Source organism: Salinigranum halophilum, assembly GCF_007004735.1.
GTDB lineage: Archaea > Halobacteriota > Halobacteria > Halobacteriales > Haloferacaceae > Salinigranum > Salinigranum halophilum.
Genome location: NZ_SSNL01000003.1, coordinates 736,327 through 761,609, shown reverse-complemented (window position 1 = coordinate 761,609; position 25,283 = coordinate 736,327). Strand labels below are relative to the sequence as shown.

At 67.6% G+C, this 25,283-nt stretch carries 23 protein-coding genes and 1 tRNA gene; 10 read left to right on the top strand and 14 right to left on the bottom strand.

Annotated features, from left to right (window positions below; all coding sequences use genetic code 11):
- The first annotated feature begins 24 nt into the window (after positions 1-24).
- Complete coding sequence (locus E6N53_RS08490) at positions 25-1,083, top strand: ABC transporter ATP-binding protein (RefSeq protein ID WP_142858378.1); 1,059 nt, start codon at positions 25-27, stop codon at positions 1,081-1,083.
- On the top strand, positions 1,080-1,943 hold the full coding sequence (locus E6N53_RS08485; RefSeq protein WP_236642322.1) for an ABC transporter permease: 864 nt from the start codon (positions 1,080-1,082) through the stop codon (positions 1,941-1,943). The genes E6N53_RS08490 and E6N53_RS08485 overlap by 4 nt, the downstream gene beginning before the upstream one ends.
- Before the next feature lie 19 nt (positions 1,944-1,962).
- On the opposite strand, the gene E6N53_RS08480 is transcribed toward E6N53_RS08485, so the two are convergent.
- The 3 genes from E6N53_RS08480 to E6N53_RS08470 all read right to left on the bottom strand — a co-directional run bounded on the left by E6N53_RS08480 (position 1,963) and on the right by E6N53_RS08470 (position 4,780).
- Positions 1,963-2,238: a hypothetical protein gene (locus tag E6N53_RS08480; protein WP_142858376.1), complete on the bottom strand. Its 276-nt coding sequence runs from the start codon at positions 2,236-2,238 to the stop codon at positions 1,963-1,965.
- A 315-nt stretch (positions 2,239-2,553) separates the two neighbouring features.
- Positions 2,554-2,628 (bottom strand) — tRNA-Val (locus E6N53_RS08475).
- Positions 2,629-2,752: 124 nt separating this feature from the next.
- Positions 2,753-4,780: a DUF7289 family protein gene (locus E6N53_RS08470; protein WP_142858374.1), complete on the bottom strand. Its 2,028-nt coding sequence runs from the start codon at positions 4,778-4,780 to the stop codon at positions 2,753-2,755.
- 561 nt (positions 4,781-5,341) lie between these two features.
- Between E6N53_RS08470 and trpD the strand changes: the two genes are divergently transcribed.
- The 4 genes from trpD (at position 5,342) to trpG (ending at position 9,392) form a co-directional block, all read left to right on the top strand.
- On the top strand, positions 5,342-6,367 hold the full coding sequence (gene trpD, locus E6N53_RS08465; RefSeq protein WP_142858372.1) for an anthranilate phosphoribosyltransferase: 1,026 nt from the start codon (positions 5,342-5,344) through the stop codon (positions 6,365-6,367).
- Between the two features lie 6 nt (positions 6,368-6,373).
- Positions 6,374-7,036, top strand: coding sequence for a phosphoribosylanthranilate isomerase (locus E6N53_RS08460; protein WP_136589280.1), 663 nt, complete (start codon positions 6,374-6,376; stop codon positions 7,034-7,036).
- Entirely contained in the window at positions 7,033-8,679 is a 1,647-nt protein-coding gene (gene trpE, locus E6N53_RS08455) for an anthranilate synthase component I (protein WP_142858370.1), read from the top strand. The genes E6N53_RS08460 and trpE overlap by 4 nt, the downstream gene beginning before the upstream one ends.
- Positions 8,680-8,768: 89 nt before the next feature.
- Complete coding sequence (gene trpG / locus E6N53_RS08450) at positions 8,769-9,392, top strand: anthranilate synthase component II (protein WP_142858513.1); 624 nt, start codon at positions 8,769-8,771, stop codon at positions 9,390-9,392.
- Between the two features lie 114 nt (positions 9,393-9,506).
- On the opposite strand, the gene E6N53_RS08445 is transcribed toward trpG, so the two are convergent.
- The 3 genes from E6N53_RS08445 to E6N53_RS08435 form a co-directional block, all read right to left on the bottom strand.
- Complete coding sequence (locus tag E6N53_RS08445) at positions 9,507-9,710, bottom strand: DUF8029 family protein (RefSeq protein ID WP_136589282.1); 204 nt, start codon at positions 9,708-9,710, stop codon at positions 9,507-9,509.
- 47 nt (positions 9,711-9,757) lie between these two features.
- Positions 9,758-10,231 (bottom strand): hypothetical protein, encoded by a 474-nt coding sequence (locus E6N53_RS08440; protein ID WP_142858368.1) that lies wholly within the window; start codon positions 10,229-10,231, stop codon positions 9,758-9,760.
- A 63-nt stretch (positions 10,232-10,294) separates the two neighbouring features.
- Positions 10,295-11,818, bottom strand: coding sequence for an FAD-binding domain-containing protein (locus E6N53_RS08435; RefSeq protein WP_161596529.1), 1,524 nt, complete (start codon positions 11,816-11,818; stop codon positions 10,295-10,297).
- A 667-nt stretch (positions 11,819-12,485) separates the two neighbouring features.
- On the opposite strand from E6N53_RS08435, the gene E6N53_RS08430 reads away from it, so the two are divergent.
- Entirely contained in the window at positions 12,486-15,629 is a 3,144-nt protein-coding gene (locus tag E6N53_RS08430; RefSeq protein WP_142858364.1) for an adenosylcobalamin-dependent ribonucleoside-diphosphate reductase, read from the top strand.
- 114 nt (positions 15,630-15,743) lie between these two features.
- Here the strand turns inward: E6N53_RS08430 and E6N53_RS08425 are convergent, their stop codons facing one another.
- Both E6N53_RS08425 and E6N53_RS08420 read right to left on the bottom strand, forming a co-directional pair.
- Positions 15,744-16,523 carry a spondin domain-containing protein gene (locus E6N53_RS08425; protein WP_142858362.1) on the bottom strand — a complete coding sequence of 260 codons (780 nt, stop codon included), beginning with the start codon at positions 16,521-16,523 and terminating at the stop codon, positions 15,744-15,746.
- A 192-nt stretch (positions 16,524-16,715) separates the two neighbouring features.
- Complete coding sequence (locus tag E6N53_RS08420; RefSeq protein ID WP_142858360.1) at positions 16,716-17,957, bottom strand: FG-GAP repeat protein; 1,242 nt, start codon at positions 17,955-17,957, stop codon at positions 16,716-16,718.
- A 242-nt stretch (positions 17,958-18,199) separates the two neighbouring features.
- Here E6N53_RS08420 and E6N53_RS21000 point away from each other — a divergent pair, with 242 nt between their 5' ends.
- Positions 18,200-19,186 carry a coiled-coil domain-containing protein gene (locus E6N53_RS21000; protein WP_201741097.1) on the top strand — a complete coding sequence of 329 codons (987 nt, stop codon included), beginning with the start codon at positions 18,200-18,202 and terminating at the stop codon, positions 19,184-19,186.
- A gap of 12 nt (positions 19,187-19,198) precedes the next feature.
- Here the strand turns inward: E6N53_RS21000 and E6N53_RS08410 are convergent, their stop codons facing one another.
- The 5 genes from E6N53_RS08410 to E6N53_RS08390 form a co-directional block, all read right to left on the bottom strand.
- Positions 19,199-19,555 carry a hypothetical protein gene (locus tag E6N53_RS08410; RefSeq protein WP_142858358.1) on the bottom strand — a complete coding sequence of 119 codons (357 nt, stop codon included), beginning with the start codon at positions 19,553-19,555 and terminating at the stop codon, positions 19,199-19,201.
- Between the two features lie 103 nt (positions 19,556-19,658).
- Positions 19,659-20,177: a hypothetical protein gene (locus tag E6N53_RS08405; protein WP_136589293.1), complete on the bottom strand. Its 519-nt coding sequence runs from the start codon at positions 20,175-20,177 to the stop codon at positions 19,659-19,661.
- A gap of 42 nt (positions 20,178-20,219) precedes the next feature.
- Entirely contained in the window at positions 20,220-20,516 is a 297-nt protein-coding gene (locus E6N53_RS08400) for a DUF8036 family membrane protein (RefSeq protein ID WP_136589294.1), read from the bottom strand.
- A 3-nt stretch (positions 20,517-20,519) separates the two neighbouring features.
- The gene (locus E6N53_RS08395; RefSeq protein WP_136589295.1) at positions 20,520-20,795 is read right to left on the bottom strand and encodes an ArsR/SmtB family transcription factor; all 276 of its coding nucleotides are present in this window, start codon (positions 20,793-20,795) and stop codon (positions 20,520-20,522) included.
- A 30-nt stretch (positions 20,796-20,825) separates the two neighbouring features.
- Positions 20,826-22,376, bottom strand: coding sequence for a molybdopterin-dependent oxidoreductase (locus tag E6N53_RS08390; RefSeq protein WP_142858356.1), 1,551 nt, complete (start codon positions 22,374-22,376; stop codon positions 20,826-20,828).
- Positions 22,377-22,516: 140 nt separating this feature from the next.
- Between E6N53_RS08390 and E6N53_RS21440 the strand changes: the two genes are divergently transcribed.
- Positions 22,517-22,639, top strand: a complete 123-nt coding sequence (locus tag E6N53_RS21440; protein WP_268952118.1) for an HVO_2523 family zinc finger protein — start codon at positions 22,517-22,519, stop codon at positions 22,637-22,639.
- Between the two features lie 159 nt (positions 22,640-22,798).
- Positions 22,799-23,794 (top strand): phytoene/squalene synthase family protein, encoded by a 996-nt coding sequence (locus E6N53_RS08385; protein WP_142858354.1) that lies wholly within the window; start codon positions 22,799-22,801, stop codon positions 23,792-23,794.
- 66 nt (positions 23,795-23,860) lie between these two features.
- On the opposite strand, the gene E6N53_RS08380 is transcribed toward E6N53_RS08385, so the two are convergent.
- Complete coding sequence (locus E6N53_RS08380) at positions 23,861-25,264, bottom strand: PAS domain S-box protein (protein ID WP_142858352.1); 1,404 nt, start codon at positions 25,262-25,264, stop codon at positions 23,861-23,863.
- Positions 25,265-25,283: the final 19 nt, after the last annotated feature.

The window sequence follows — 25,283 nt, the reverse complement described above, 5'->3', positions numbered from 1 at the left end:
TGTCTCAGGCCCCTGACTCGGGTAATGACTCGCTCGGGGGCCCATGTGGGAAACGGACAGCTGACGGACCCGGTCGGGAAATCGTCGGACGCCAGCGCGAACACTACCACCTCGCCAGCGATCGTCGTCGACGGGGTCACGAAGCGGTTCGGAAGTGCCCCGGACACGGTCACTGCGGTCGATTCTGTCTCTCTCTCCATCGAGCGCGGTTCCGTGGTCGGCCTGTTGGGCCCGAACGGTGCCGGGAAGACCACGCTCATCAAGTGCATCCTCGGGATGATCCTCCCCGACGAGGGGCGGGTCTCGGTCCACGGCCACGACGTGTACGACGAGCCGCGGACGGCGTACGCCCACGTCGACGCGATGCTCGAAGGCGCGCGCAACGACTACTGGCGGCTGACCGTCCGCGAGAACCTCCGGTACTTCGCAACTATCAGCGGCGTCGACCCCGACTCCATCAGCGCGCGACACGACCGGCTGCTCGACCAGCTCGACCTCGCCGACAAGGCGGACACTCCGGTGCGGAAGCTCTCCCGGGGGATGAAACAGAAGGTGTCGCTCGCGTCCGTGCTCGCGACGGAGTCCGACATCGTCTTCCTCGACGAGCCGACCCTCGGGTTGGACGTCGAGAGTTCGCTCACGCTCCGCCGTGAACTCCGCCGAATCGTCGACGAGCGCGACCTCACGGTCGTCCTCTGCAGTCACGACATGGACGTCATCGAGGACGTCTGTGACCGCGTCGTCATCATGCGAGACGGACGGGTCATCGCGGACGACAGCGTGTCGAACCTGCTCCACCGGTCGGGGACGCAGACGTACCGCATCACCAGTTCGGACCTCAACGACGCGACACTCACCGCTCTCGAAGCGCGGTTCGAGGTCGTCGGCGTCGACCGACTCGATAGCCGGGCGCACGTCGACGTCCGCGTCGATAGCGACGGCTTCTACCGCCTCGTCGACACCCTCCGTGACCACGACGTGACCCTCGATTCGGTCACCACTGTCGCTCGCGACCTCGAATCGGTGTTCGTCGAGCTCACCGGTGGACCGGACACGGAACGCTCCGGGAGACCACACCAGTGACCTCGCGCGAGTCGCGTGCGGCCGTCGACGGCGAGGCTGCTGGCACCACCGACGGGGCAGTCGGGACGGTCGGCGAGACGCCGCGCTCGGCGGGATACTGGCATCTCACCCGTGCCGTCCTCTACCGCGAGTACCTCATCTTCGTGCGCTACCCCGCGAACGCCGTCGGTGGCATCGTCATCTCGCTGTTCTTCTTCGGCCTCCTCTTTTACGGCGGGCGGATGGTCGCCGGGCAGGCGCTGACAGACTCACTCGAGGGGATCATCGTCGGCTACTTCCTGTGGACGCTCTCTGTCGGCGCGTACAGCGCCATCTCGAACGACATCGCGAGCGAGGTGCAGTGGGGCACGCTGGAGCGACATCTCATGACCCCGTTCGGGTTCGCGCCCGTCGTCCTCCTCAAGGGTGTGGCGAAGGTGGTCCGGACGTTCATCACCTCGAGTGTCATCCTCGCGGCGATGCTTCTCATCAGCGGCACCACGCTCGAGTTGAACGTCGTGACCGTGGTCCCCGTGGCTGTGTTGGCCATCGTCTCGGTGCTCGGCCTCGGTCTCGCCGCGGGCGGCGTCTCGATTCTTTACAAGCGCATCGGAAACTGGCTCAACCTGCTTCAGTTCGGCTTCATCGTCCTCATCTCCGCGCCCGCGTTCGACCTCGGTTGGACCCGGTTCCTCCCGCTCGCACAGGGCAGTGCCCTGCTTCAGCGGGCGATGGTGGACGGCACACGCCTCTGGGAGTTCCCGCTGACAGACCTCGCGGTCCTGCTCGTCGTGGCCGTGGCCTACATGCTACTGGGATACGTGGTGTTCCAGGTCGCGACCCGCCGAGCACGCCGGCTGGGCGTCCTGGGTGATTACTGAGTGAACGCCGTCCTCGCCGTCAGCGTTCGATTTCGACGTCGGGATTGACCTCGATTCGGTCGACAGCGAACGTCTCCGCACCGACCCAGTCGTTGCGCCGATGCGTGTAGTGGTTCAGATGGACGACGTCCTTCGTCTGCTCCAGGTGATACTGTCCACCTCGCCTACCGAGGAGTGGGACGGTCCCGTCGCGGTCGGGGAACCGTTTGTCGACGATGAGGAGTCGTTTGTCTGCTTGGTCTTCGACGGGGACTTTGACGAGGTCACCGGGAACCAGGGTGGTGATGTCTTGCATGGGTGGTGTCACTCCGTGATGTACACCCGCGCGTTCGTGCCCGCACTCGGCGGCCAGTGGCCCGAGTGCTGCCGCTATCGCTGTCACTGTCGAACAGGTCGAGCGACTGTGGAGGGACGGGTGGCACGTTGCAGGGGGCGGTATCCGCTTCGTCTTCGAGCCTTGTAAATCTGACAGCGTCTTGTCGAGTCGAACGGCGAGGTTCTCCGACCGGCAAGCAACAGGTAGCAGAACGAATCGCCGGGTGCTCGACTCGCTGTACTAATCACGCATCCGACCGGAACGTTCCACTCTGACTGTGGAAGAGCTGAGAAGTGGGTTGGGGCAGATTTGAACTGCCGGCCTCCTCCATGTCAAGGAGGTGTCATAACCAGACTAGACCACCAACCCGTCTGGCTGCGTGCAGCGTTCGTCTCGAACGCATTACTCCGTATCCGGGGGACCTAATTAAGGGTTGCGAAGTCAGGAGTCGGCAAGCGATTCCGGAGAGTTCGAGCGGGCTGTCCCGATGCCGTCAGGCGGTCTCGGACTCGGTCTCGCTGGCGGTGTTCCCGTTCTCGTCCGTGGCCGTGATGGTCACCTCGTACACCCCGCCAGGAGTACACTTCGACGGCCCGGTGTAGCTGCCGAAGGTGACAGTCTCCACGCCCGCGGCGGCTCCCCCGTTCACGTCGGGCGTGAGGGTCCGGACGCCACACGCACCGTTGACGTCCTCGATGCGGAGTTCGACCGTGTCGAGGTCGCCGTTCTCGTCGGCGACGTCCCAGTCGACCGTGACGTCGTCCTGGTACTTCGTGTTCGGACCGGGCTGGGTGTCGTACCGGTCGACGTCGAGGGAGTCGACGTCCGCCTCCGGCGACTCGTCGCCGTCCTCGTCGCTTGGCGGTACCGGCGTCGCGGTGGTCGGTGTCGGTCCGGAGCCCGGAGTGGGGGTCGAGGTGGCCGGCGTCGGCGTCGGCGTCGCCGTCGAGGTGAGAGTCCCACCCGCGACGGCCCCACCCTCGATCGCGATCTCGTTCACGGAGAGGTGCAGATACGTCAACTCGGGTGCGAGCACCTCGTCGGCGGTGACGGTGATGGTCAGTCCGTCGAGGTCGTCGTCGTAGTTCACCTCCGTCGACTGCTTGACGACGGCCGGGCCGCCGACGATGGCGCCGTCGACGACGAAGTTACCCGTCCCGAGGCAGGTGTCGGCGTAGCTCCCGTCGGCGAGTGCACACTGTGTCTGTGACGTCGGCATCGCGTCGTTGATGCCGGGGGCGTCTGCCTGGCGCGGCGCGTAGATGACACCCTCGAAGTACGCCCCGCCGTTGACCATCGCCACCTGCATGGCCGAGGTGCCGTAGATGACCAGTCGGTCGGCGTCCATGTCGGTATCAGTACCGGGGCTGCGCGGTGCGACGTACACGTTCCCTCCCTTGATGGTGAGGTCGCCGGTCGTGAACACCCGCAGTCGGTGGGTCGTCCCGGCGTTGACGACGCGGAGTTCGCCCCCATCGACGTTCATATCGCCGTCGACGAGGAGCGTGACGTTCCCGCCGGAGAGGTCGACGGTCGTCGTTCCGCTCAGTGCGAAGCCGTCACTGTCGTAGTACGTCCCGTTCGTCAGCGTCTGTCCTGCCGCGATGTCCTGCGTCGTCACGTCGGGGTCGCTGGCGGCGTCACCGACCCGTTGCTCGATCACTCCATCGATGGCTGGCGTCGACAGCGACTGGTGGGCTGCCGTCACCCCGCTGATGCTTCCGGCCTGTGCGACGGTGATGGGTCCCTCGGACGTGACGGGACCGTTGACCTCCGCGTTGCCGGTCGACACCTCGACGCCGCCGCCGTGCGCCTGGATGGCGTCCTCGAAGGTCGTGTCGAACTCGAGGCGACCGAGTTCGACGGTCGTCGTCCGCGTGTCGTGGTCGACCGTCACGTGGGCGTCGTCGACGCGCGTCTCGAAGTACTGCGCCCAGCCCATGTAGTAGTCGCTCGTGACCGAGAGGCGGACGACGTCGTTCTGGACCGTCCCGGGGCCGAGGTTCGGCTGTTGGGCGAGTCGGCGGACGACCACCTCGTCACCGGAGCGTGGCCCACCCGAGCGGACGGCGATGAGCGGCATCGTCAGCGTGCCGTCGTGGAAGTGAATCTCCGGCGGCGAGACCATCCGCGACTCGGTCCCGGTGCCCCGCCAGACGCCACCGCCCTGATAGGCGACGACGGTGTCACCGCGACGGTAGACGACGGCCCCGAGTTGCTGTGTGTGGATGGTAGGGCCGTCCTCGTAGGTGAGGCGGAGTTCGCCCGCCGGTACCGTGCGGACGGTGTCGTCACGGACGCCGAGCTCGACGGTCCGGGCTTCCGACCGACCGAGTGCCACCTCCGCACCGACCGAGTCGAGCTGGGTGAAGGCGTGTTCGACTTGCGTCCCGCTCGCCTGGTCTTGAAGCGCTCCGATTCCCTGTGCCCCGATGACGACGATGCCAGTCACGCTCACGAGGGTGAGCCCGATGAGCAGCGCGAACCCGACGATGTTCGCCTGTGCGCGATCCGTCGGCATGCTTACGACCACGCCGGACGCCCCGTGTACGAGAACCCAGTTGGCGGACGATGCATGCGTCGAGCTAGCATCCGGAGGTAATCAACACTCGGTGGGGAGTATCAAAGTAGATAACACATCGTCAGCGTGTGACGTCGGACGGACGGAGTGTCGGCCGCGGGAATTCACGCTGAACGACCGTGAACGGGCCGAAGCGCGGCCCGAGCCGTGTCCGGCGCCGACGGCAGACTACCCCCATCGCCGTTGACGCCGTCGTTCCCAACGGACGGGGTGAGCCACGAGGACCGACCGCGCCCTCCCCAGCCGGCTGGCGAAACATCCCCTCCCCCCACTGGTCCCCAAGACGGTGACATCCGGGTCGAAGTCCTTCGACGGTCACCCTCGGAGGGACGTTCGAACGAACGCTGCTAGACCGAATAACTCTGATGCCGATGTACTTCGGTATTCGAGGGGCGAGATTCTGACACGGTGTCGTCGACGGTCGAACCGTCAACCCGACAGTCTTAAGCAGATGTACTGATTTGTCCATCACAACCCGAATACATACATCGGTGACTACCAATGCAGGAGTACATCAGACGCGTGACCGACGGAGAGGACCTCACAATCGAGGAGGCACGAGAAGCCGCCCGCCTCGTCTTCGAGGAGGCGACGGAGGCACAGATCGGCGCGCTCTTGACAGCGCTCCGGGCGAAGGGTGAGACAGAAGCCGAGATTGCCGGGTTCGCCCAGGGCATGCGCGACGCGGCGCGCACCATCGACCCCGCGAGACGGCCCCTCGTCGATACGTGCGGGACCGGCGGCGACGACTACAACACCATCAACGTCTCGACGACGAGCGCCATCGTCGCGGCCGGGACGGGCGTCGCCGTCGCCAAGCACGGCAACTACTCCGTCTCGTCCTCGTCGGGGAGCGCGGACGTGCTCGACGTCGCCGGCGTCGACGTGGACGCCGAGCCTGCGTCGGTCGAACGCGCCATCGAGCGCGACGGCATCGGTTTCATGCTCGCGCCGGTGTTCCACCCCGCGATGAAGGCCGTCATCGGCCCGCGCAAGGAGCTGGGGATGCGGACGCTGTTCAACATCCTCGGCCCGCTCACGAACCCCGCGGGCGCGCAGGCACAGGTGCTCGGGGTCTACGACGCCGACCTCGTTCCCATCATCGCCCGCGCGCTCGCGCATATGCCCGTCGAGCGCGCCCTCGTCGTCCACGGTGCGGGCATGGACGAGATCGGCCTCCACGGCGAGACGGCCGTCGCCGAGGTGCACGGCGAGGAGATCGACGAGTACACCCTGGTCCCGGAGGACATCGGCCTCGAGACCGCCCCGGTCGACGCCGTCGCGGGCGGCACACCCCAGGAGAACGCCGCGGACCTCCGCGGAATCGTCACGGGCGACGTCACGGGTCCGAAGCGCGACATCATCCTCGCGAACGCGGGCGCGGCAGTGTACGTTGCCGGCCGCGCCGACTCCATCGAAGACGGGGTCGAGGCGGCCCGCGTCGCCATCGAAGAGGGGAGCGCGGCGGAGAAACTCGCCGACCTCTGTGCGGGGACCGACGAGGCCGAACAGGCCTCGGAGGCGTAACCCTCGATGACGCGCGTGAAAGTCTGCGGGCTGACGTCCGAGGAAGACCTCGAAACGACCGTCGCTGCCGGGGCGGACGCGGTCGGGTTCATCGCCGACGTCCCTGTCGACACCCCCCGCGAGGTCGACTCCTGTACGGCCGCCGACCTCGTCGCCGCGACGCCCCCGTTCGTGACGACGACCCTCGTGCTCATGCCCGAGTCGCCGAGCCACGCGGTCACGCTCGCTCGGACCATCCAGCCGGACGTCCTCCAGTTGCACTGTGATTTCGACCGCGAGGAACTGCAGTTCGTCCGCGCGGAGTCGTCGACGAAGCTCGTCGTCACCGTCGACGCGACGGAAGGCGAACGGGCGCACGACCTCGACGACGTCGCCGACGCGCTCCTCGTCGACTCCACGACGGACGACGGGGCCGGCGGGACCGGCGAGACCCACGACTGGGACGCCACGCGCGACCTCGCGTCGGCACTGGACTCGCCCGTCATCCTCGCGGGGGGACTCACCCCCGACAACGTCGCCGAAGCGGTCACGACCGCGGAGCCGTACGGCGTCGACGTCGCGAGCGGCGTCGAGAGCGACGGCGGGACGAAAGACGCCCGCGCCGTCCACGCGTTCGTCCGCGCGGTGCGACAGGCCGACGCCGAGGGCGAAGGCGAGGTGGCCGTATGACCGACGTGTCGTTCGACCGCTCGGCCGACGAGTTCGCGTCGCTGCTCGACGGAGTCGACGAAGAGCCCGTCGTCGCCCGACTGGAGGCGACGCTCGACGTCGACATCGAGCCGCTGGCGGCCTACACGGCGCTGTCGGGGGAGAGCGACTACGGCTTCCTCCTCGAGTCCGCGGAGAAGACGCCGTCGTCGGACCCCGACGGCGCGTTCGACCCCGACGGCGCGGGCGACCGGCACGCGCGCTACTCGTTCGTTGGCTACGACCCCGACGCCGTCGTCTCCGTCTGGCCCCAGGAGACAGAGGTCGAAGACCTCGGTGGGGCCGCAGCAGCGTACGTGACGCCGAACGGCGGCGACACGCTCGACTCGCTTCGCGCGGCGCTACCGGACCTTCCCCGCGTCGGCTTCCCGCCGCGCGAGCGCCAGCAACTCGACGGCGGCCTCGTGGGCTTTCTCGCCTACGACGCCGTCTACGACCTCTGGCTCGAAGAGGTCGGCATCGAGCGCCCCGAGCCCATCGTCCCCGACGCGCAGTTCGTCCTGACGACGCGGACGCTCGTCTTCGACCACGCGGCCGACACCGTCTCGCTCGTGTTCACCCCCGTCGTGCGCGCCGCCGACGGCGAAGCGGTGTACGACGACCTCGTCGCCGAGGCCGCGTCGGTCGCGGAGACGCTCGCCACACACGAGGCCGACGAACCCGGCGGCTTCGTCCCGCGGAGCGAACGGACGGGGCAGCGCGAGGCGTACGAGGACGCCGTGCGCCGCGCGAAAGAGCACGTCCTCGACGGCGACATCTACCAGGGTGTCATCTCCCGCAAGCGCGAACTCCGCGGCGAGGTCGACGCCCGCGGCTTCTACCGGGCGCTCCGGGAGGTCAACCCCTCGCCGTACATGTACCTCCTCAGACACGACGACCGCTCCATCGTCGGTGCGTCCCCCGAGACGCTCGTCTCGGTCCAGGGCTCACACGTCGTGTCGAACCCCATCGCCGGCACCTGCCCCCGTGGCTCGTCGCCCGTCGAGGACCGCCGACTCGCCGGAGAGATGCTCGCCGACGCGAAGGAGCGCTCCGAACACACGATGCTCGTCGACCTCGCGCGCAACGACGTGCGTCGGGTCGCCGAGCCTGGTTCGGTCCGCGTCGAGGAGTTCATGAGCGTCCTCAAATACTCACACGTCCAGCACATCGAATCGACGGTGACCGGGACGCTCGCGGGTGAGAACGACGCCTTCGACGCCACCCGTGCGACGTTCCCTGCGGGGACGCTCACGGGCGCGCCGAAGGTCCGTGCGATGGAAATCATCGACGACCTCGAACGCGAGCCACGCGGGGTGTACGGCGGGGGCGTCGGCTACTACTCGTGGGCCGGCGACGCCGACTTCGCCATCGTCATCCGGACGGCGACCATCGAACACGGTGTTCCCATCGAGGGGGACGAGCACGGCGCGACCGAAGACGTCGTCACCGTCCAGGCCGGGGCCGGCATCGTCGCCGACTCCGTCCCCAAGAGCGAGTACGAGGAGACCGAACAGAAGATGGGCGGCGTACTGGCGGCGCTCGAGGCGATCGAGACCGACGGCGAGGGCGGCACCGACGACACCGAGGGTGAGCCCGTCGCGGGACAGGAGGCGTCGCGATGAGTTCGACGACGACTCCCGACGCTGGAGACGAACGACTCGCTCGGCTACGCGAGGCGGGTGCACACGTCGAACCCGGCGACGAGGGCAGCATGACGCTCGTCGTCGTCGACAACTTCGACTCGTTCACGTACAACCTCGTGGAGTACTTCTCCGAGCAGGAGCCCGCCCCCGAGATTGTCGTGTTCAAGAACACGGCGTCGCTCGCCGACGTCGAGGCGGCCGACCCCGACGCGCTCGTCATCAGCCCCGGCCCGGGTCACCCGAAGAACGACCGCGACGTCGGCGTGACGAACGACGTCCTCCGCGAACTCTCACCCACGGTCCCCACCCTCGGTGTCTGTCTCGGCCTCGAAGCCGCCGTCTACGCCTACGGCGGGACCGTCGGACACGCGCCCGAACCCATCCACGGGAAGGCCTTCCCCGTCGACCACGACGGCGAGGGTGTCTTCGCGGGGCTCGACCAGGGCTTCCGCGCCGGCCGCTACCACTCGCTCGTCGCGACCGCGGTCCCGGAGTGCTTCGTCGTCTCGGCGACGACGGACCACGAGGGACACGAACTCGTCATGGGAATCAGACATCGCGAGTACCCCATCGAGTGCGTGCAGTTCCACCCCGAGTCGGTGCTCACCGCGGTGGGACACGACGTCGTGCGGAACTTTCTCACTCGAGTCGGGCTCGACGAGGAGGCCGTCACCGACACCGTCGAATCCTGAGCGGGACGGAGTCGATATCGAGTCGAGCGGGACGCTCGACACACACCGGAGCCCACGCTGTGGGTGTCGATGAGACGATTCGATACAGCACAGCAGTCGGGAGCGCCGACGGTTTCAGAGTATCTGCGGCAGGACCATCGACGCCAGAAGGAGCAGGCCGATGACGACCGCAGCGATAGTCACGAGTCGCCACGCGACCTTGAGAACGATGCGTCCGACGAGGACGACGACGCCGATCGCGGCGATCAAAACGAGGAGTTGGACGAGCGGGTTCCCGGACGCGAGGCCGAACTGGAGTGGTGTCGTGGCGAGGTCCATACGCACCTCTCAGTCATCGGCGGCATAAGTCTGGGGGCGTCGGCGGCTCAGACGAGAGTCGAGCCCAGTGCGACGAGTGGCACGAGGACGAGCAGATACGCCGCGGCAGAGAGTGCCCAGTCGCGCCGGACGGGGCCGAGACGCTGGCCTGCGATCTGCGAGCGCGGGAGGACCACGACAGCGAAGAAGCCGACCATCAGAAGGTACAGCACGCCCGCGGCGAGGAGTGTCGCCACGAGCGAGGGGCCGCCCAGGAGCCCCTGGCTCGCGAGGAGCACCCAGACGAACAGCGGGCCCGTCAGCAGCCCGGCAACGTAGTGGACGACACTCGCGAGGCGGGCGGGCGCGACACTGGGTCGGCTGTCGGTGAGGACGCCCGAGGCGACGAACGGTGACGTCTCTCCTTCCGGGAGCCGGGCCATCACGACGTCCATCACGCGCGTCGCGATCACGGCTGCGACGACACCGACGACGAACTGCAGCGGCACCGACAGCGTCGTCACGAGCGGAGTGAGGTTCATGGGAGGCGTTGGAGTCGGGAGGTATGTGGTTGACGGTCTCACCGGGAGCGAGCGACGCGAGCCTCAGCCGAACTCCGAGAGGTCCGTCTGGTCACCCGGGGTCGACGAGTCGTCGGAGGACCGTCGGCGGCGACGCCGCCGCGAGAGCGACGCGCGCCGCCGAATCTCGGGGTCGGACAGCGCTTCGTGCGCGCGGTCGTCGAGGGCACGGTGGCGGTCCGTGGTCTCCTCGCGCCGGGCCTCGTAGTCGACGAGAGGGTAGGGATAGTCGGTGCCGACGTCGACGCCGAACTCCGTCTGGAGGTGGAGTGGAAGCCGTTCGGGGCGGTCGAGGTACTCGGGCGGGACGGGGCGGAGTTCGGGCACCCACTCGTGGACGAACGTCCCGTTGGGGTCGTTGTCGCGGACCTGTTTGCGCGGGTTGTAGATGCGCATCGCGTTCACGCCCGTGACGCCCGCTTGCTGTTGCCACTGGGTGTAGTTGATGGCGGGGTCGGCGTCGACGAGATGATAGTAGAAGTAGTCGGCACCGATGCGCCAGGGCTGGTGGAGGATGTCGCTGAAGAACGAGGCACACATCGCGCGCATCCGGAAGTTGAGCCAGCCCGTCGCTCGCAGACACCGCATCGACGCGTCGACCATCGGAAAGCCCGTCTGTCCCTGTTTCCACGCGTCGACGAGGGCCGAGTCGTGACGGGACCGGTTGAATCCCCTGAACACCGGGTTCACGGCGTGGTCCATCCACCCTGGCCAGTCTTCGAGTTTCTGGGTGTAGTGGCGGTTCCAGTAGAGTCTTGAGACGAACAGTTCGCGGGCGCGGCCGTCGTCGGCGTGGTCGTCGACGTACTGGAAGAGTTCGCGGACCGAGAGACACCCGAAGCGGAGAGACGGCGAGAGCCGACTCGTCTTCGACTCGGCTTTCGACGGAGCGGAGATGGATTCGGGATACGTCGCGATGTCGGCGACGAACGCCTCGAGGCGGTCGAGTGCGGCCTCGCGTCCACCGGTGGGCACGCGTGACTTCGACGGCGAGACGTCGTACTCGGCCTCGATGGCGTCGATGGTGACGTCGCTCGACACTCCGTGGTCGCCGAACGCGCTCGCATCCGGGGAGTGCGTCTCGTCGGTCAGGTAGGCCTCGGCGTGGTCGCTCCAGCCCTCGCGGCTGTCGCCGTCGCGCTTGATGCCGTCGTCGGCGACGAAGTCGACTCCGAGCGTGGCCGCCGCCTCGTCGCGGTGGAGTCCGTATCGACCCGTCGGGTCGGCGGTGGCGACGACGTCCCAACCGGCGGCGACGAACGCCTCGAGCGTCGACAGCGGGTCGTCGTGGGCGAACACGAGCGTCGTCCCGTGTCGGTCGTACGCGCGTTGTAGGTCGGCGAGACACTCGTGGAGGAACCGAATCCGGCTGTCACAGGCGAGGCCGTCGTCGTGGAACGCGGGGTCGAAGACGAAGAGGGGACAGACGACGTCGTACTCGCGGGTCGCTCGTGCGACGGCGAGGTGGTCGGCGGTCCGGAGCTGTCGGCGGTGCCAGACCACACAGCCGTCGCCGGAGGGCGAGGCGATGGCGTCCGGGGCACTCACGGTCCGCCCCCTCCCCGAGCGCACTGAGCCGACCGCGCCGTCCGAGCCTTCCGCCGAGACGGTGACGCCTGAGGAGTCACTGCGTCGGCGGAGGGACGCGCGACGCATGACCGTTGTGGCCGGGGGGAGACACGACAGTGTCGCGATACGAGACGTCCTCGGCAGCGAACAGAACCGCCGACGAACGACGGGAGTCGACAGGGGGCGAATCGAGCGACGCGACCGTTCGTCAGGCCCCAGAATAGATATCTATATTACATGACTAAATTCAAATAATTCCGGCGGATGTAATCGAATCCGGGCGCGGGCGAGGGGTCGTCAGACGGCCCGAGATGGGGGTCAAGACCCAATCTGTACGCGTGGTGAACCCCCCCTTCGTTCTACTGCACACTACAGTGCTGTCTGCCGGATTTGGGGAGTGAAAAATCACTTTCACTCCGGTTTAGCATCCGTTAAGACGGTGCCGTCCATTCATACGGGCGTCGCGGACTCGCGGGCGAACGCGGTCCACGCTGAAACGGTAACGAATCAGAGAGGTATGGGGCTGTAGACGGGAGTCCCAAGAGTTAACCGCAGCAGTCACCCACAAAGATATCGTCACGAATGAGCGGACTATACCCAGTACAGACGACTCGGACCACCGGTTCCGGGCAGGAGGCACAGTGAGATGAGCAACGCGGATATCGAGGCGGACGAACTCGTCCGACCCATCAAGCGAACCGAGGGCGACACCCTCGAAGACCGGCTCACGGCGAACGCGTACAACAACATCCTCCCCGCGCGCTACCTCCGCAAGGACGCCGACGGGAACGTCACCGAGAGCCAGGAAGAACTGTTCGCGCGCGTCGCGAAGAACATCGCGCTCGCCGAGGCCGTCTACGCGGCCGACCAGCACGACGAGACCATCGAGGTCACCCCCGCGCAGTTGAAGCCCGGTCATCCCCGCCGGGACGAACTCGCCGCGGAGGTCTTCGGGAAGGGCGTCACGGCCGACGACGACGTCACCACCACGCTCTCGGTCCACAACGTCAACAAGTTCGCGTACGACACCGTCGTCCCCGAACTCCCCGACGAGGTTCGAGCGGCGGTCGTCAGCTACCGCGAGGAGTTCCAGGAGCTGATGGAGTCGCTGTCGTTCATGCCGAACTCGCCGACGCTGATGAACGCGGGCGACGAACTCCAGCAGCTCTCGGCGTGTTTCGTCGACTCGCCCGACGACGACATCACCGACATCCACCAGACCGCGAAAGAGGCCGCCGAGGTGTTCCAGTCCGGCGGCGGCATGGGATATGCCTTCTGGCGACTCCGCCCCTACGGCGACGCCGTCGGCTCGACAGGTGGAATCGCCTCTGGTCCAATTACGTTCATGCGGACGTACGACCAGATGTGTGAGACCATCGCCCAGGGTGGCGCCCGCCGCGGCGCACAGATGGGCGTCATGCGCGTCTCACACCCCGACGTCATCCAGTTCATCCACGCGAAGAACAAGGACGTCTCGCTCGCACACTCGCTCCGACTCAACGATCCCGACGACTTCACCCACACCTCCTTCGCCGACGCGCTCGAGGAGGCGCGCGAACTCATCGACGAGGAGGGTCGCGTCCCCAAGCATCTGCGGAACGCCGTCGAGGGCCATCTCTCGAACTTCAACATCTCCGTCGGCGTCACCGACGACTTCATGGAGGCGCTGTACAACGACGAGGAGTTCGTCTTCACCAACCCCCGGACCGAGGAGCCGCACATCGCCACGCCCGAGACCAAGGAGCTGTACGACATGTTCGGCCTCGGCGAGCACGTCGAGGTCGGCGAGGTCCTCTCGATTCCCGCCGATAAACTCTGGGACCACATGGTCGAAGGTGCCTACGAGAACGGCGAACCGGGCGTCATCTACCTCGAGCGGGTGAACAAAGAACACTCGTTCGATGTGGACAAACATCCAGAACATCGTATATTAGCTACAAATCCCTGTGGCGAACAGCCGCTCGAAGAGTACGAAGCGTGTAATCTCGGCCATATTAACTTATCTACGGTCGCCGACCTCGACGCGCCCGACTGGCGCGTCTGGTCCGACGAACACGCCGACGAGTACGACTCGCTCGACGAGGCCGTCGACGCCTTCCTGCAGGCGGCCATCGACTTCGAGGAGTTCGACCACCGCATCGAGTACGGGACCCGATTCCTCGAGAACGTGGTCACGATGTCGGACTTCCCGGTCGACAAGATCGAGAAGAAGGTCCGCGAGATGCGGAAGATCGGCCTCGGCGTGATGGGGCTGGCACAGCTGTACATCCAGCTCGGCGTCCGGTACGGCTCCGACGAGGGCAACGAGGTCGCCCGCCAGCTGATGAAACACATCAACCACGAGTCGAAGTGGGCCTCCCACGAACTCGCCGAGGCGCGCGGGAGCTTCGACGACTGGGCCGACTCGAAGTACGCCGACCCTCTCGAGTACCGCGAGTGGTTCGAACACCACACCGGGCGCTCCGCCGAGGAGTGGGCCGACGGCTTCCCCATCCGCAACCACAACACGACGACCATCGCCCCCACCGGAACGACGTCGATGATCGGCAACACCTCCGGTGGCTGTGAGCCCATCTTCTCCGTCGCGTACTTCAAGAACGTCTCCGACGACGTCCAGGGCGACGAGATGCTCGTCGAGTTCGACGACTACTTCCTCCGCGTGTTAGAGGCGAACGACATCGACGTCGAGAGCGTCAAGCAAGAGGCCGTCGAGCAGATGCAGAGCAACGAGTTCGACGGCGTCGACGGGCTCTCGTCGGTCCCGAACGCCATCGGCGAGCTGTTCGTCGTCACGGCGGACCTGAGTGGGAAAGACCACGCGGCCGTCCAGTGCGCCTGCCAGGAGGGCGTGGACTCGGCCATCTCGAAGACCTGCAACTTCCCCAACGCGGCCACCCGCGAGGACATGGACGAGGTCTACCGCTACATCTACGACAACGGCGGGAAGGGCGTCACCGTCTACCGCGACGGCACGCGCTCGAAGCAGGTGCTCACGACGCGGGCGAAGAACACCGAGTTCGCCGACGACGAGGAGGCTGCGGAGGCCATCGTCGGACAGATCGAGGAGGTCTTCGGCGGCATCGAGGGCTTCCTCGACAACGAAGAGGTCCGCGCCCAGCTCGAAGCCGACGTCGAGTCGCTCCTCGGCAGCGAGCAGAAGCTCGGCAAGAAACGGCCGCGTCCCGACGTGCTGTACGGCGTGACCCAGCGCATCGACACCGGTTACGGGAAGCTCTACGTCAACATCAACGAGGACGAGCGGGGCAACGCCTTCGAGCTGTTCGCCAACATCGGTAACTCCGGTGGCTTCACCGCCTCCTTCACCGAGGCGCTGGCGAAGACCATCTCGACGGCGCTGCGCTCCGGTGTGGACCCCGAGGAGATCGCGAGCGAACTCCAGGGCATCCGGTCGCCCAAGGTCGCCTGGGACAAGGGCGAACAGATCAACTCCATCCCCGACGCCATCGGGACGGCCATGCGCCGCTACCTCGACGGCGAGATCGACAAGCAGTACCCACAGCAGAAGAACCTCTCCGAACTCGAAGCGGAGGCGCGCGCCCGTGAGGGCGAGACCGAACGCGCCACCCAGAGCGAGACCGACGGCGGTGCGGCAGTCGCACCCCCGGCTCCGGGTGAGGACATGCAGGGCGCGCCCGACGCGGCGCAGGACGCCACGCAGGACCTCCTCGACGCGGGCGAGAGCCCCGAGTGTCCCGAGTGTGGGAACATGACGCTGTACTTCTCCGAAGGCTGCAAGACGTGTGAGTCCTGCGGCTGGTCGGAGTGCTGAAGCGTTGAACCGCTGAAGCGCTGAAACGCGCCTGAAAAACGGACGCGGTCTCGGTCTCGCGTCCCTGTGCTGCTCGGTTCGTGTCGCGGGTTTCTCACCGCTGTCGCCCACGCGCTAGCTGATGCGTTCGACGACGACCGAGGCCGCGGGTTCGGGCCAGTCGAACGCCTCGGGGACGTCGCCGATACCGGTGATGCCGGGGTGGGGCGTGATGACGCCGTCCTCCGCGAGGGCCGGGTCACTCGTCCCCGTGCCGTCGATTCCCTCGCGGTTCTCACCCGTGAGCGCCTGTGCGGGCGGGACCAGGTCGGCGAACTGCTCGGTGTTGGTCTCGGTACCGGCGTCGTACCCCTGTGCGAAGTAGGTGAGCGAGCCGTTCACGTCGACGGGGAGCGGCACCGTGTCGAGGCCGACGAAGCCGTCGTTCGTCGCGACGAGCATCGAGATGAACGAGAGGTAGCGGGCGCTGGCGTCGGCACCGACCTCGAGTTCGGCGACGTACGGGAGGCCGGTGTCACCGGGGTCGCTCGCGGGAACGAGCGGGCCGTCGCCCACGGCGGCACCGCGGATAGCGTTCGTGCTAGAGACGACGTCGAGGAGTGGGTCGAGGTTGCCGTTCTCGGCAATCTCCTGGACGGCCGTGCTCGCGGGGTCGCCCACGGGGAACACCTCGACGCTCGGTCGGTGGAGCGCGATGGCGGGCGGGGTGAAGGGCTGGTACGGGGTGAGGTTGGTCACGGTGACGCGATACGTGCGGGCGGCGTTGCCGTTCGCACCGTTGCCGCCGTCTTGCTGGGCGAGGGCAGTTCCACCGAGGGCGAGGCCACCGACGGTAGCACCGGTGGCTGCGAGGAACGCTCTGCGCGACGTCGGGAGTCGGGAATCACTGGTCATCGACAGCCGGACCGAGGCGCGGTCGAATCATATCCATTTTCCAAGATGTGGGTCGACTTCGCGCCCACTCTCTTCCAACTCTCCGCCGAATGCGGGGTAACTCGGACCCAGTCACGAGAGCGTGACTGTCGCACCTGTCCCCGGGTTCACGGTGGCCGCGAACGCGTTGTTCGATGCAGACGGCCGACGGGGTCAGCCGGTGAACTTCGACAGCAGCGGGTCGTACCGCAGCTCGAAGACGTACGCGGCGCCGCTGTTGGCGGCGACGTCGTCGTCGCCGGGGCTCCCGACGATGAGTTCGTTGGCGGTCATGGCGACGGCGGTGCCGAGGTTATCGCCCTGGTCGGCGTCGGTCGCGGTAAACGTCCCGACTCGGTCCCCCTTGAGGGTGTACAGGAAGGCCGCACCGGCGTTTCCTCCCCCACCGGAACTGCCACCTGGCTCGCCGACCAGGATGGACGTGCCCTCGGTGTCGACGGCGGCACCGAAGCGGTCGCCGGGCGCACCGTCTTCTGGGTCGAGCGTCGTGAGGGGCGTCGGTTTCGCGTCCCGATACACGTAGACGCGTCCCGTCCTCCCGTTCTCCGTCGACGCGTTCGGTGCACCGATGACGAAGTACCACCCGCTGGCGACAGCCGCGCCGAACCGGTCACCACCTGCCGCGTCGGACGGGACGAGCTTCGCGGCCTGCTTCTTACCGTCGAAGAGGTACGCTGCACCCGTGTTCCCCGCACCCGGCGCGCCGACGAGGAAGTACCGGCCGTCGGTCGCGACGGCGGTCCCGAACCGGTCGGCCGACGCACCGTCTCGGGGCACCAGTCGGTAGAGCTGTTTCCCCCGGTAATCGAGGACGTACGCCACGCCGACGTTCCCGTCAGCCCCCGGCGCGCCGACGACGATGAAGTCGCCTGCGGCGGCGAGCGCGTGCCCGAGTTCGTCGCCGGGCCTCCCATCGAGCGCGGTGAACTTCCAGTGCTGGCTCCAGTCCGTCGGATTGCCGGGTCTGCCACGGTATGCGTACACCGCGCCAGCGTTGCTTCCTTGCGCACTCTCACCCGGTGCGCCGACGAAGACGTACGGCATCTTCCCGGCGGCGTCCATGCTCACGGCGTGGCCGAAGCGGTCGCCGACGCCACCGTCCGCGGCCGTGAGTCGCGAGACGTCGGTCGGGCCGGTCTTCCCACGGCGGAAGACGGACACTGCGCCCGCGTTCGGACGCACCGCGTCGTCGCCCGGTGCGCCGGCGGCGTAGTACACCCCGAACTTGGGGCGGATGCTGATCGCGACGGCACTACCGAGCGAGTCGGCCGACGCCGCCGAGACACGCTCGACCGCATATCGGGTTCCGAGCGCACCCGCGGCGAGCGTCGCCGTGCCGGCGAGGAACGGTCGACGAGCGATTCCACTGAACGACGAATCCACGTTCTCCCCCATACACCAGTGTTTGTTACCACATCACATAGCATTCGGTGGTGATTTTCTCCCGGTGAGAACGGGACGTTCCGCGCATTGAGGGCCGAGAGTTGTCACGAAACCTGGATAAAATCGAGGGGATCACCGTCAAATCGCGCGTGGAACTGGTGCTTCGAGGGGTTCGACAGCGTGGCCGAGCGCTCGCCGTGGCTGTCGAGACGTCCGGGATACACTGATACTCCTCCAGAGAGGAGGGGACGTGTATGCATCGCAGACAGGTCCTCGCCCTTCTCAGTGTTCCCGTCACCGGATTCGCCGCCGGCTGTGGGGGACAGGGGACGACAGAGACGGAGACGCCGACCCCGACGACCACCGCGAGTCCGACAGACACCGAGACACCGACCGCGACCGCGACCGAGACACCGACCGCGACGGAGACGGCGACGCCGGGGGGCCCCGAGCGGGAGGGTAACGCGGCCATCGCCGAGGTGGAGAAGACGCTCAACAACGTCGTCGCCGTGTACGGCGGCCCCGACAGCGACAGCCTCCTGGGGACGGACGCGTCCTCGGCGGAGTTCGAGAGCGGGCGCATCCAGGGCTCGCTCTCGGAGGCCGAGGAGGAACTCGACGTCGCCCGCGAGCGGGTGGTGACGCGCCAGCAAGAGCGGACCGTCGACCGCCTCGCCGTCACCATTCGCTTTCTCGACCTCGCGACGCAGATTCAGATCGCCTTGAACAACGCCTTCTTCGCGCTGGACCGCGCCCGCGCCGCCCTGAGTGAAGAGGAAGGGAGCGACGCGCGCGAACGCCTCCAGCGGATGGAGAACGAGCGACGCCTCGCCGTGCCGCTTCTCGAACAGCTCCGCTCGGAGACCGACGCCGCGAGCGTCAGCGTCATCGACCGCATCGACACCACGGCGTACGAGGCGAAGGTGGCGCAGTTCAGCGCCGAGATATCGACGATGAGGCGGCTCCGTTCGCCCGCGGAGACACTGAGTCGGGGCGTCGACAGACTCCAGACGGCACGACAGCAGGAGGCGAACAACTCCGACAGTGCGGCGGAGACGGCCAGTCAGGCCGTCGAGCAGCTCCAGAGCGCCGAGACGGGGCTCCGGAACGTCTTAGAGGGAATCGGCGACGACGCGGCCTCGCTGCAGCCGATCACGACGCAACTGGTCGAGATGGCCGCGGCCAAGACACGGGACGCACGGGAAATCGCCGGTGAGACGACGGCGACGCCGACCAGCTAGGCCCCCCCCCGCTCACCGTTCGGGCTGTCCCCGGGAGCGGTCGGCGTCGGTCCGCGAGCGGCGCTGGATGCCGTAGTACGCGAGCGCCGCCACACCGACGAGCGCGACGGTCAGCCCCTCGAGCGGCGCGCCGGCGGCGAGCGCCTCCACCGCCTGCCCGACGCCGATGGCCACGAGGAGGAGGCCGGCCGCGAGGACCCACGTGGGGTCGTCGCGGGCGTCTGCGTACTGGCCAGTCTCGATGAGGGCCATCGTCTTGCGGTGTTCGGCGTAGAGGACGGCGGCGAAGAAGCCGATGGTAGCGAGGACGACGAGCGCGAGGAAGCCGAACGCGACGAGGTCTGTCACCGGAGGGAGGGCAAACTGCATAATCGACTGTCATCTCGTGGGGTCAGGGCATAAATCTCGAGTGAGGAATGCTGACGCGGTGCAGTCGTCAGCGGGGAGCACGCGGCGTCGACGATATGTGCGGTCAGTACTGGTAGCCGGCGTTGGCGATGCCGGCCGTCTGGCCGACGTTGACGAGCGTGAGCCCGGCGACGGCGGCGGTCGTGCCGAGCCCGACGAGCGGACCACAGAAGTAGACAATCCAACCGGCGACGCTGAGTATCGCGGCGAACTGGTAGACGGCGGGGGCGGTGTCGGCGTCGACGTTCCGGGCGGTGTAGACGTACGCCGCGGCGGGGGCGAGCATCCACGCCGACAGCATCACCGCGACGGGTTCGGTGTACGCTGGGGCGACGGCGAGCGCGGCCAACCCGACGAGCGTGACACCGGTGCCGACCAGCAACACGACCTGCCACGCGTAGAGGACGCCCGTACGCATCTCCGACCACGAGGCGGCGGTGAAGACCACGAAGACGGTCGTCATCACGACGTGGGCGATGACGACCGTCTCGCGGGCGACGAGACCGAGGTGGGCGACGGTGACGAACGTCCACGCGAGCGGGACCAAGAGGATCGGACCGTTCTTGCGGAGGCGGCGGAACACGTGCGAGGTGAGGGCGAGGAGCGAAAAGAGCGTATCCCTCGCCTAGCGCAGCGTGACGTAGGTCAAGAAGCCGAGCGCGACGAGCTGGAGTCCCCGCAGCACCAGTACCGCCTGCTGGACGTGTGCGTCGCCCGAGTAGAAGCTCTGCATCGTGAAGAAGAAGTACACCGCGAGGGCGTTTTCGACGAGCATGACGCCGCCGAACGCGACCAGGCCGAGGACGAGCGGCGTGCGGAAGGTGCGGTAGTTGCGGAGCCACACCGCAGACAGCGCGGTGAGGAAGATGATGTTCACTGCTGCGAGGAGGCTCGCCGCCTGTATCGTGGGTTCCATCGCCATTGGTTAGTCCATGTGCTCCGTGATGCGCTCGAACGTCTCGCGGTTCGTCTCGAACCGATCGGTGAGGAAGTAGAGCTTCCCGTACTCGTTCCCGCCGCTCTCGACGACGCCGTGGTCTTCGAGCATGTCGAGGTGGTGGCGGACGGTCTTGTAGCTCACGTCGAGTTCCTCCGCGAGTTTGTTCGCGTTGCGCGGGCGCTCCGATAACGCACGGATGAGGCGGACGCGGTTCTCACCGCCGCGGGTCGCCGTGAGCAGATACCAGAGCGCCTTCTCCATCTGAGGCTGTGAACTCTTCTCACAGTCGGCTTATAATCTCCGTGGGTCGACACGCCGAGAGACCCAGCCCGTCGGCCCGCGCGGGAACGCCCGTCGTTCGGTCTCCTCTTGTAGTTGGCCGGTGCCGTCGACGGCGCGGACGACCACCTCGTGTGGGTCGGCGGCGGCGTACTCGTACGCCCACATCCGCCAGGCGTCTTCGGCTTCCTCGCGGCGGGCCTCGCCCGTCCGCGCGTCGACCGCACCCGGAAGCGGTTCCGAGAGCGTCGCCTCGGCCCACGAGGTGCCGCCGTCCGTCGACACCTCGACCCGCTCGATACCGCGAGTGCCGGCGTAGGCGTGTCCGCCGACCCGCACCCGCCCCCCGTCGCCCGCGCTGGACACCGAGTGGAGCTTCGCGACGGTGTTGACGGGGCCGGTACCGTGCCAGCCGCGCTCCTCCCAGTAGCCGTCGGCCGGCTCTTCGAGCACCTCGATTTCGGTGAGCCACTTCACGTTGATCTCCCCCCAGTGGCCCGGGATGAGCGCCCGAACCGGGTAGCCGTGTCCGCGCGGCAGCGGCCGGCCGTTCATCCGGTAGGCGATGAAGCCGTTCCGCAACGCCTCCATGGGGAACTCCTCGTAGTAGTCGTCCGCTGCCCGGAGCATCACGCAGCACTCGTCGGGGAGGTCGGGGAGGAGGTCGACGATGGGAACGCCGGTCCACAGCGCGGTGTCGATCTTCTTCCCGTTGAGCCCGTCACCGACGCACTGGAGCGTGACGAAGCGGTGTTCGGCGGGGAGACTCGTGAGTTCGTCGTAGTCGAACGCGCGTGGCTCGTCGACAGCGCCGGTCAGCCGAAGCGACCACGCCGCGACCGAGAGGTCGGGGTCGACGCTGTTGATGTCCACCTGGTAGAACTCCCGCGAGACGAGCGGGTCGAGGTCGGGGAGGTCGAGCGTCCGCGCCGACGCTGTCGCCAGCAGGTCGTCGACCACGGGGTCGGTGTCCCCACCGGTCGTCGCGCTCTCGACGTCGCTGGTCGCGCTGTCGGTCCCCGACCGCGTCCCGAGGAGGGCACCCGCGCCCGTGACCGCGGCGGCGGCCGCGACGGCGCGGAGGAAGCCGCGGCGGTCGGTTCGGGCGGTCGCCGTCGGCCGAAGTCGGTGGGCGGACAGCGAGACCACTCCGGCCCCGAGTGCTGCACCGACCGCCGACAGCAGGCCACCGGTGAGGACGAGCGTCACCGCACCCACGGCGACCACGGTGAGTGCGTGTCGCACGAGCGGGTCGGCGTCCGTCGCTCTGGCGAGGATGCGGCTCCCTGCGGCGACGACGCCGACACCGACGGCGCTCACGCCGAGGGCGAGGGCGAACCCCAGCGACTGGCCGAGGCTCCCGAGGGTCAAGATCGCCCACGTGATGACGGCGTCGGGCGTCAGCGCCGTCACCCAGCCGGCGACGGGCGCGGCGAGGAACGTCGGGTCGGCACCGACGGCGGCGTACGAGCCAGAGACGGCACCGAGGCCGACGGCGACCGCGACGGCCCCCTCGAGTGCCCGCGTGCGGACTGGCCGTCGACGCGTCGAGTTCGACTCCATACCCGGTAGTTGGCGCACGCAGGGATATCCCTTGGCCGAACTCACCTCACACTCTCTTCCAAATCAGTCCCAACTTCGAACGCGACGGCGGGCCGCGAGGGAGAGAAACAGTCTTTGTCGGCGAGTCCGCCCCTCCGCGTATGGAGCCGGATATCAGAGGCCGTCCCTGTCCACTCTGTGGGGCCTCGATGGACCACCGCCACTGCAAGTACATCTGCCCCGAACACGGGGTCGTCTACGACTGTAGTGACACCTTCTGGTGACCCTCGCGAAGGCCCCGTGTCGCCGCCGAAATCGAGTGACGACCACGGGTGTCGGACAGCCTCAAGCGTTATGTTACGAGAGTCCGTAGGCGTATGTAATACGATGCTCTTCCGCTCGCGGCGTCACGGACAGACCACCCTCTCGTCTCCTCGCACACAATGGTAAACACACGACAGGTCGAACAGAGCAAACGGATCCAGCAGCGGACGGGGAAGACGTTCCACCTCGCGACCCGACTCCTCCCCGAACGCGTCAGACACGCCACCTACGTGCTGTACGCGTTCTTCCGCGTCGCCGACGAGGTGGTCGACACGGCCGACCCCGCCCCGCCCGAGGAACAACGGGCGGAACTCGAGCGGTTGCGGGCGGAGGCGCTCGGGGAGCGAGAGCCGACGGACCCGGTGCTCGCCGCGTTCAACGAGGTCTGCGAACGGAACGGCATCGCCGACGAGGACGTCGAGGTGTTCGTCGACGCGATGCGCTCCGACATCGACACGAGTCGGTACGAGACCTACGACGAACTCGAGGCGTACATGGACGGCTCGGCCGCCGCCGTCGGCCGGATGATGACCGCCGTGATGGACCCCGACCCGCCGGCACGCGAGCGCGCACTCCCGCACGCGACGAAACTCGGAGAGGCGTTCCAGATGTCGAACTTCCTCCGTGACGTCCGCGAGGACGTCGTCGAGCGCGACCGGGTCTACCTCCCCCAGGAGACGCTCCGTCGACACGGCGTGAGCGAGGAGGAGGTCAAGGCGTTCGAGTTCTCCGAGCGGTTCCGCGCCGTCATGGAGGACGAACTCGCCCGGACCGAGGAACTCTACCGCGAGGGCGTCGCGGGCATCAAGTACCTCCCCGACGACTGCCAGTTCGCGGTCCTGCTGGCGGCGGTGCTGTACGCGGACCACCACCGCGCCATCCGGCGCCACGACTACGACGTGCTGTCGACGACCCCCTCGCTGTCGACCCCCCGGAAGCTCTGGCTCCTCGCGCGGACGCGGCTGGCGTGGATGCGGACGCGCGACCCCGAGACGGTGTTCCGGCGGGTCAGCGTCGTCCCATATCCCAGCACCCACACCGCACGCGACCCCGACAGACGCCCCGGCAGCGGGCGTGGGGACCGCTTCGCCTCGTGGGTCCGCGACCTCATCTGACGCTGTCGCTACCGCTTATGCCGCGTTCGACACGACGGTGTCGGCGCTGGCTCTTCTGCCGCGCGACTACGCCGCCGAGACGACGTCGATGCCCGTGAATTCGAAGCGCGCGCCACCGTCTCGCCCCGTCGTGACCGAGACGTCCCAGCCGTGCGCCGCCGCGATGGTGTCGACGATGTACAGCCCGATGCCGGTGCCGTCGCGGTCCGACGAGTGGCCGAGTTCGAACACCGAGTCGGCGGCGTCGACCGGGATGCCCGGACCGTCGTCTTCGACGGCGAAACCCACCCCATCGGCGCCAGCGAGCGGTTCGACCCACACCCGCGGGTCGTCACCGGCGTGGTCGGCGACGTTGCGGAAGAGGTTCTCGAACAGCGACCGGACGCGACTCTCGTCTCCGCGCACCGTCGGGAGCCCCGCGGCGACGGTGACGGTGTCGGCCGGGAGGGGACTCGTCTCCAGCGCGGCGGTGACACAGTCGGCGATGTCGACCGGGACGGGGTCCTCGACGGTGCGTCCCTGACGAGAGAGGCTGAGCAGGTCCGACGTCAGCTCCGACGTCCGCCGGAGGGCCTGGTCGACGCGGTCGAGGGCGGCCTCGTCACCCGTCTGCCGGTAGAGTTCGAGGCTCCCGCTGGCGACGGCGAGCGGGTTCTGGAGGTCGTGTGAGACCATGGCGGTGAAGGCGTTCAGCCGCTCGTTCTGTGCGGTGATCTGTCGCTCGCGACGGTGGCGGTCGGTGATGTCGCGCGTGACCACGACGACACGGCCCTCCAGTGCGGGCGCGTCGGGGAGGCTCCGGCCCCGCGATTCGAGCCAGCGCCACTCGCCGCTCTTCGTTCGGAAGCGGTGCTCGATGGTAGCGGTGTAGCCGGGGTCGTCGAGTCCGTGGTGGAGTTCCGTGGCGACCGCGTCGCGGTCGTCCGGGTGGATATGCTCGAGGACGTTCTCCCCGACCAGTTCGTCGTGTTCGTATCCGAGGACGCGACTCGCCGCGGGCGTCGCGTACGTCACGGTGCCGTCTTCGTCGAGCACCACGAACAGGTCGGAGGCCGTCTCGACGAGGTGTCTGAACCGTTCTTCGATACGTCGCTGTGCCGTGACGTCGCGGGCGGTGACGACCACGCCGTCGAGCGACGTCGGCTGGGTGCCCTCGCGGCTGAACGACTGCCAGGTCCACTCGCCGTCTCCGGTCCTGACGCGCACCTCGGCGCTGAGACGTTCGTCGGCCGCCCGCGCCTCGGTCGCGGCCAGCAGCGACTCGAGTTCGTCGACGTCTGCCTCGTGGACGCGGTCGAGAAGCGACTCACCGACGAGCGCGTCGGGGTCGACACCGAGCGTGCGCGCCGCTGTCGCGTTGGCGTAGCTGACCGTCCCGGCGTCGTCGACGAGCAGCACGAGGTCCGAGACGTGGTCGAGCAACGCGCGATACCCCGCACATGACTGTATCTCCCCCTCTCCAGCGGTCATCGACTCTCATGTTTTATTG

Bases quoted from the DNA above. Each gene is read 5' to 3' on its own strand.
- E6N53_RS08440 (WP_142858368.1), bottom strand. From the start codon at position 10,231: ATGAACCTCACTCCGCTCGTGACGACGCTGTCGGTGCCGCTGCAGTTC.
- trpD (WP_142858372.1), top strand. From the start codon at position 5,342: ATGCAGGAGTACATCAGACGCGTGACCGACGGAGAGGACCTCACAATC.
- E6N53_RS08390 (WP_142858356.1), bottom strand. From the start codon at position 22,376: ATGGAGTCGAACTCGACGCGTCGACGGCCAGTCCGCACGCGGGCACTC.
- E6N53_RS21440 (WP_268952118.1), top strand. From the start codon at position 22,517: ATGGAGCCGGATATCAGAGGCCGTCCCTGTCCACTCTGTGGGGCCTCG.
- E6N53_RS08400 (WP_136589294.1), bottom strand. From the start codon at position 20,516: ATGGCGATGGAACCCACGATACAGGCGGCGAGCCTCCTCGCAGCAGTG.
- E6N53_RS08470 (WP_142858374.1), bottom strand. From the start codon at position 4,780: ATGCCGACGGATCGCGCACAGGCGAACATCGTCGGGTTCGCGCTGCTC.
- E6N53_RS08425 (WP_142858362.1), bottom strand. From the start codon at position 16,523: ATGACCAGTGATTCCCGACTCCCGACGTCGCGCAGAGCGTTCCTCGCA.
- E6N53_RS08395 (WP_136589295.1), bottom strand. From the start codon at position 20,795: ATGGAGAAGGCGCTCTGGTATCTGCTCACGGCGACCCGCGGCGGTGAG.
- E6N53_RS08490 (WP_142858378.1), top strand. From the start codon at position 25: ATGACTCGCTCGGGGGCCCATGTGGGAAACGGACAGCTGACGGACCCG.
- E6N53_RS08480 (WP_142858376.1), bottom strand. From the start codon at position 2,238: ATGCAAGACATCACCACCCTGGTTCCCGGTGACCTCGTCAAAGTCCCC.
- E6N53_RS08380 (WP_142858352.1), bottom strand. From the start codon at position 25,264: ATGACCGCTGGAGAGGGGGAGATACAGTCATGTGCGGGGTATCGCGCG.
- E6N53_RS21000 (WP_201741097.1), top strand. From the start codon at position 18,200: ATGCATCGCAGACAGGTCCTCGCCCTTCTCAGTGTTCCCGTCACCGGA.
- trpG (WP_142858513.1), top strand. From the start codon at position 8,769: ATGACGCTCGTCGTCGTCGACAACTTCGACTCGTTCACGTACAACCTC.
- trpE (WP_142858370.1), top strand. From the start codon at position 7,033: ATGACCGACGTGTCGTTCGACCGCTCGGCCGACGAGTTCGCGTCGCTG.
- E6N53_RS08460 (WP_136589280.1), top strand. From the start codon at position 6,374: ATGACGCGCGTGAAAGTCTGCGGGCTGACGTCCGAGGAAGACCTCGAA.
- E6N53_RS08410 (WP_142858358.1), bottom strand. From the start codon at position 19,555: ATGCAGTTTGCCCTCCCTCCGGTGACAGACCTCGTCGCGTTCGGCTTC.
- E6N53_RS08430 (WP_142858364.1), top strand. From the start codon at position 12,486: ATGAGCAACGCGGATATCGAGGCGGACGAACTCGTCCGACCCATCAAG.
- E6N53_RS08420 (WP_142858360.1), bottom strand. From the start codon at position 17,957: ATGGGGGAGAACGTGGATTCGTCGTTCAGTGGAATCGCTCGTCGACCG.
- E6N53_RS08445 (WP_136589282.1), bottom strand. From the start codon at position 9,710: ATGGACCTCGCCACGACACCACTCCAGTTCGGCCTCGCGTCCGGGAAC.
- E6N53_RS08385 (WP_142858354.1), top strand. From the start codon at position 22,799: ATGGTAAACACACGACAGGTCGAACAGAGCAAACGGATCCAGCAGCGG.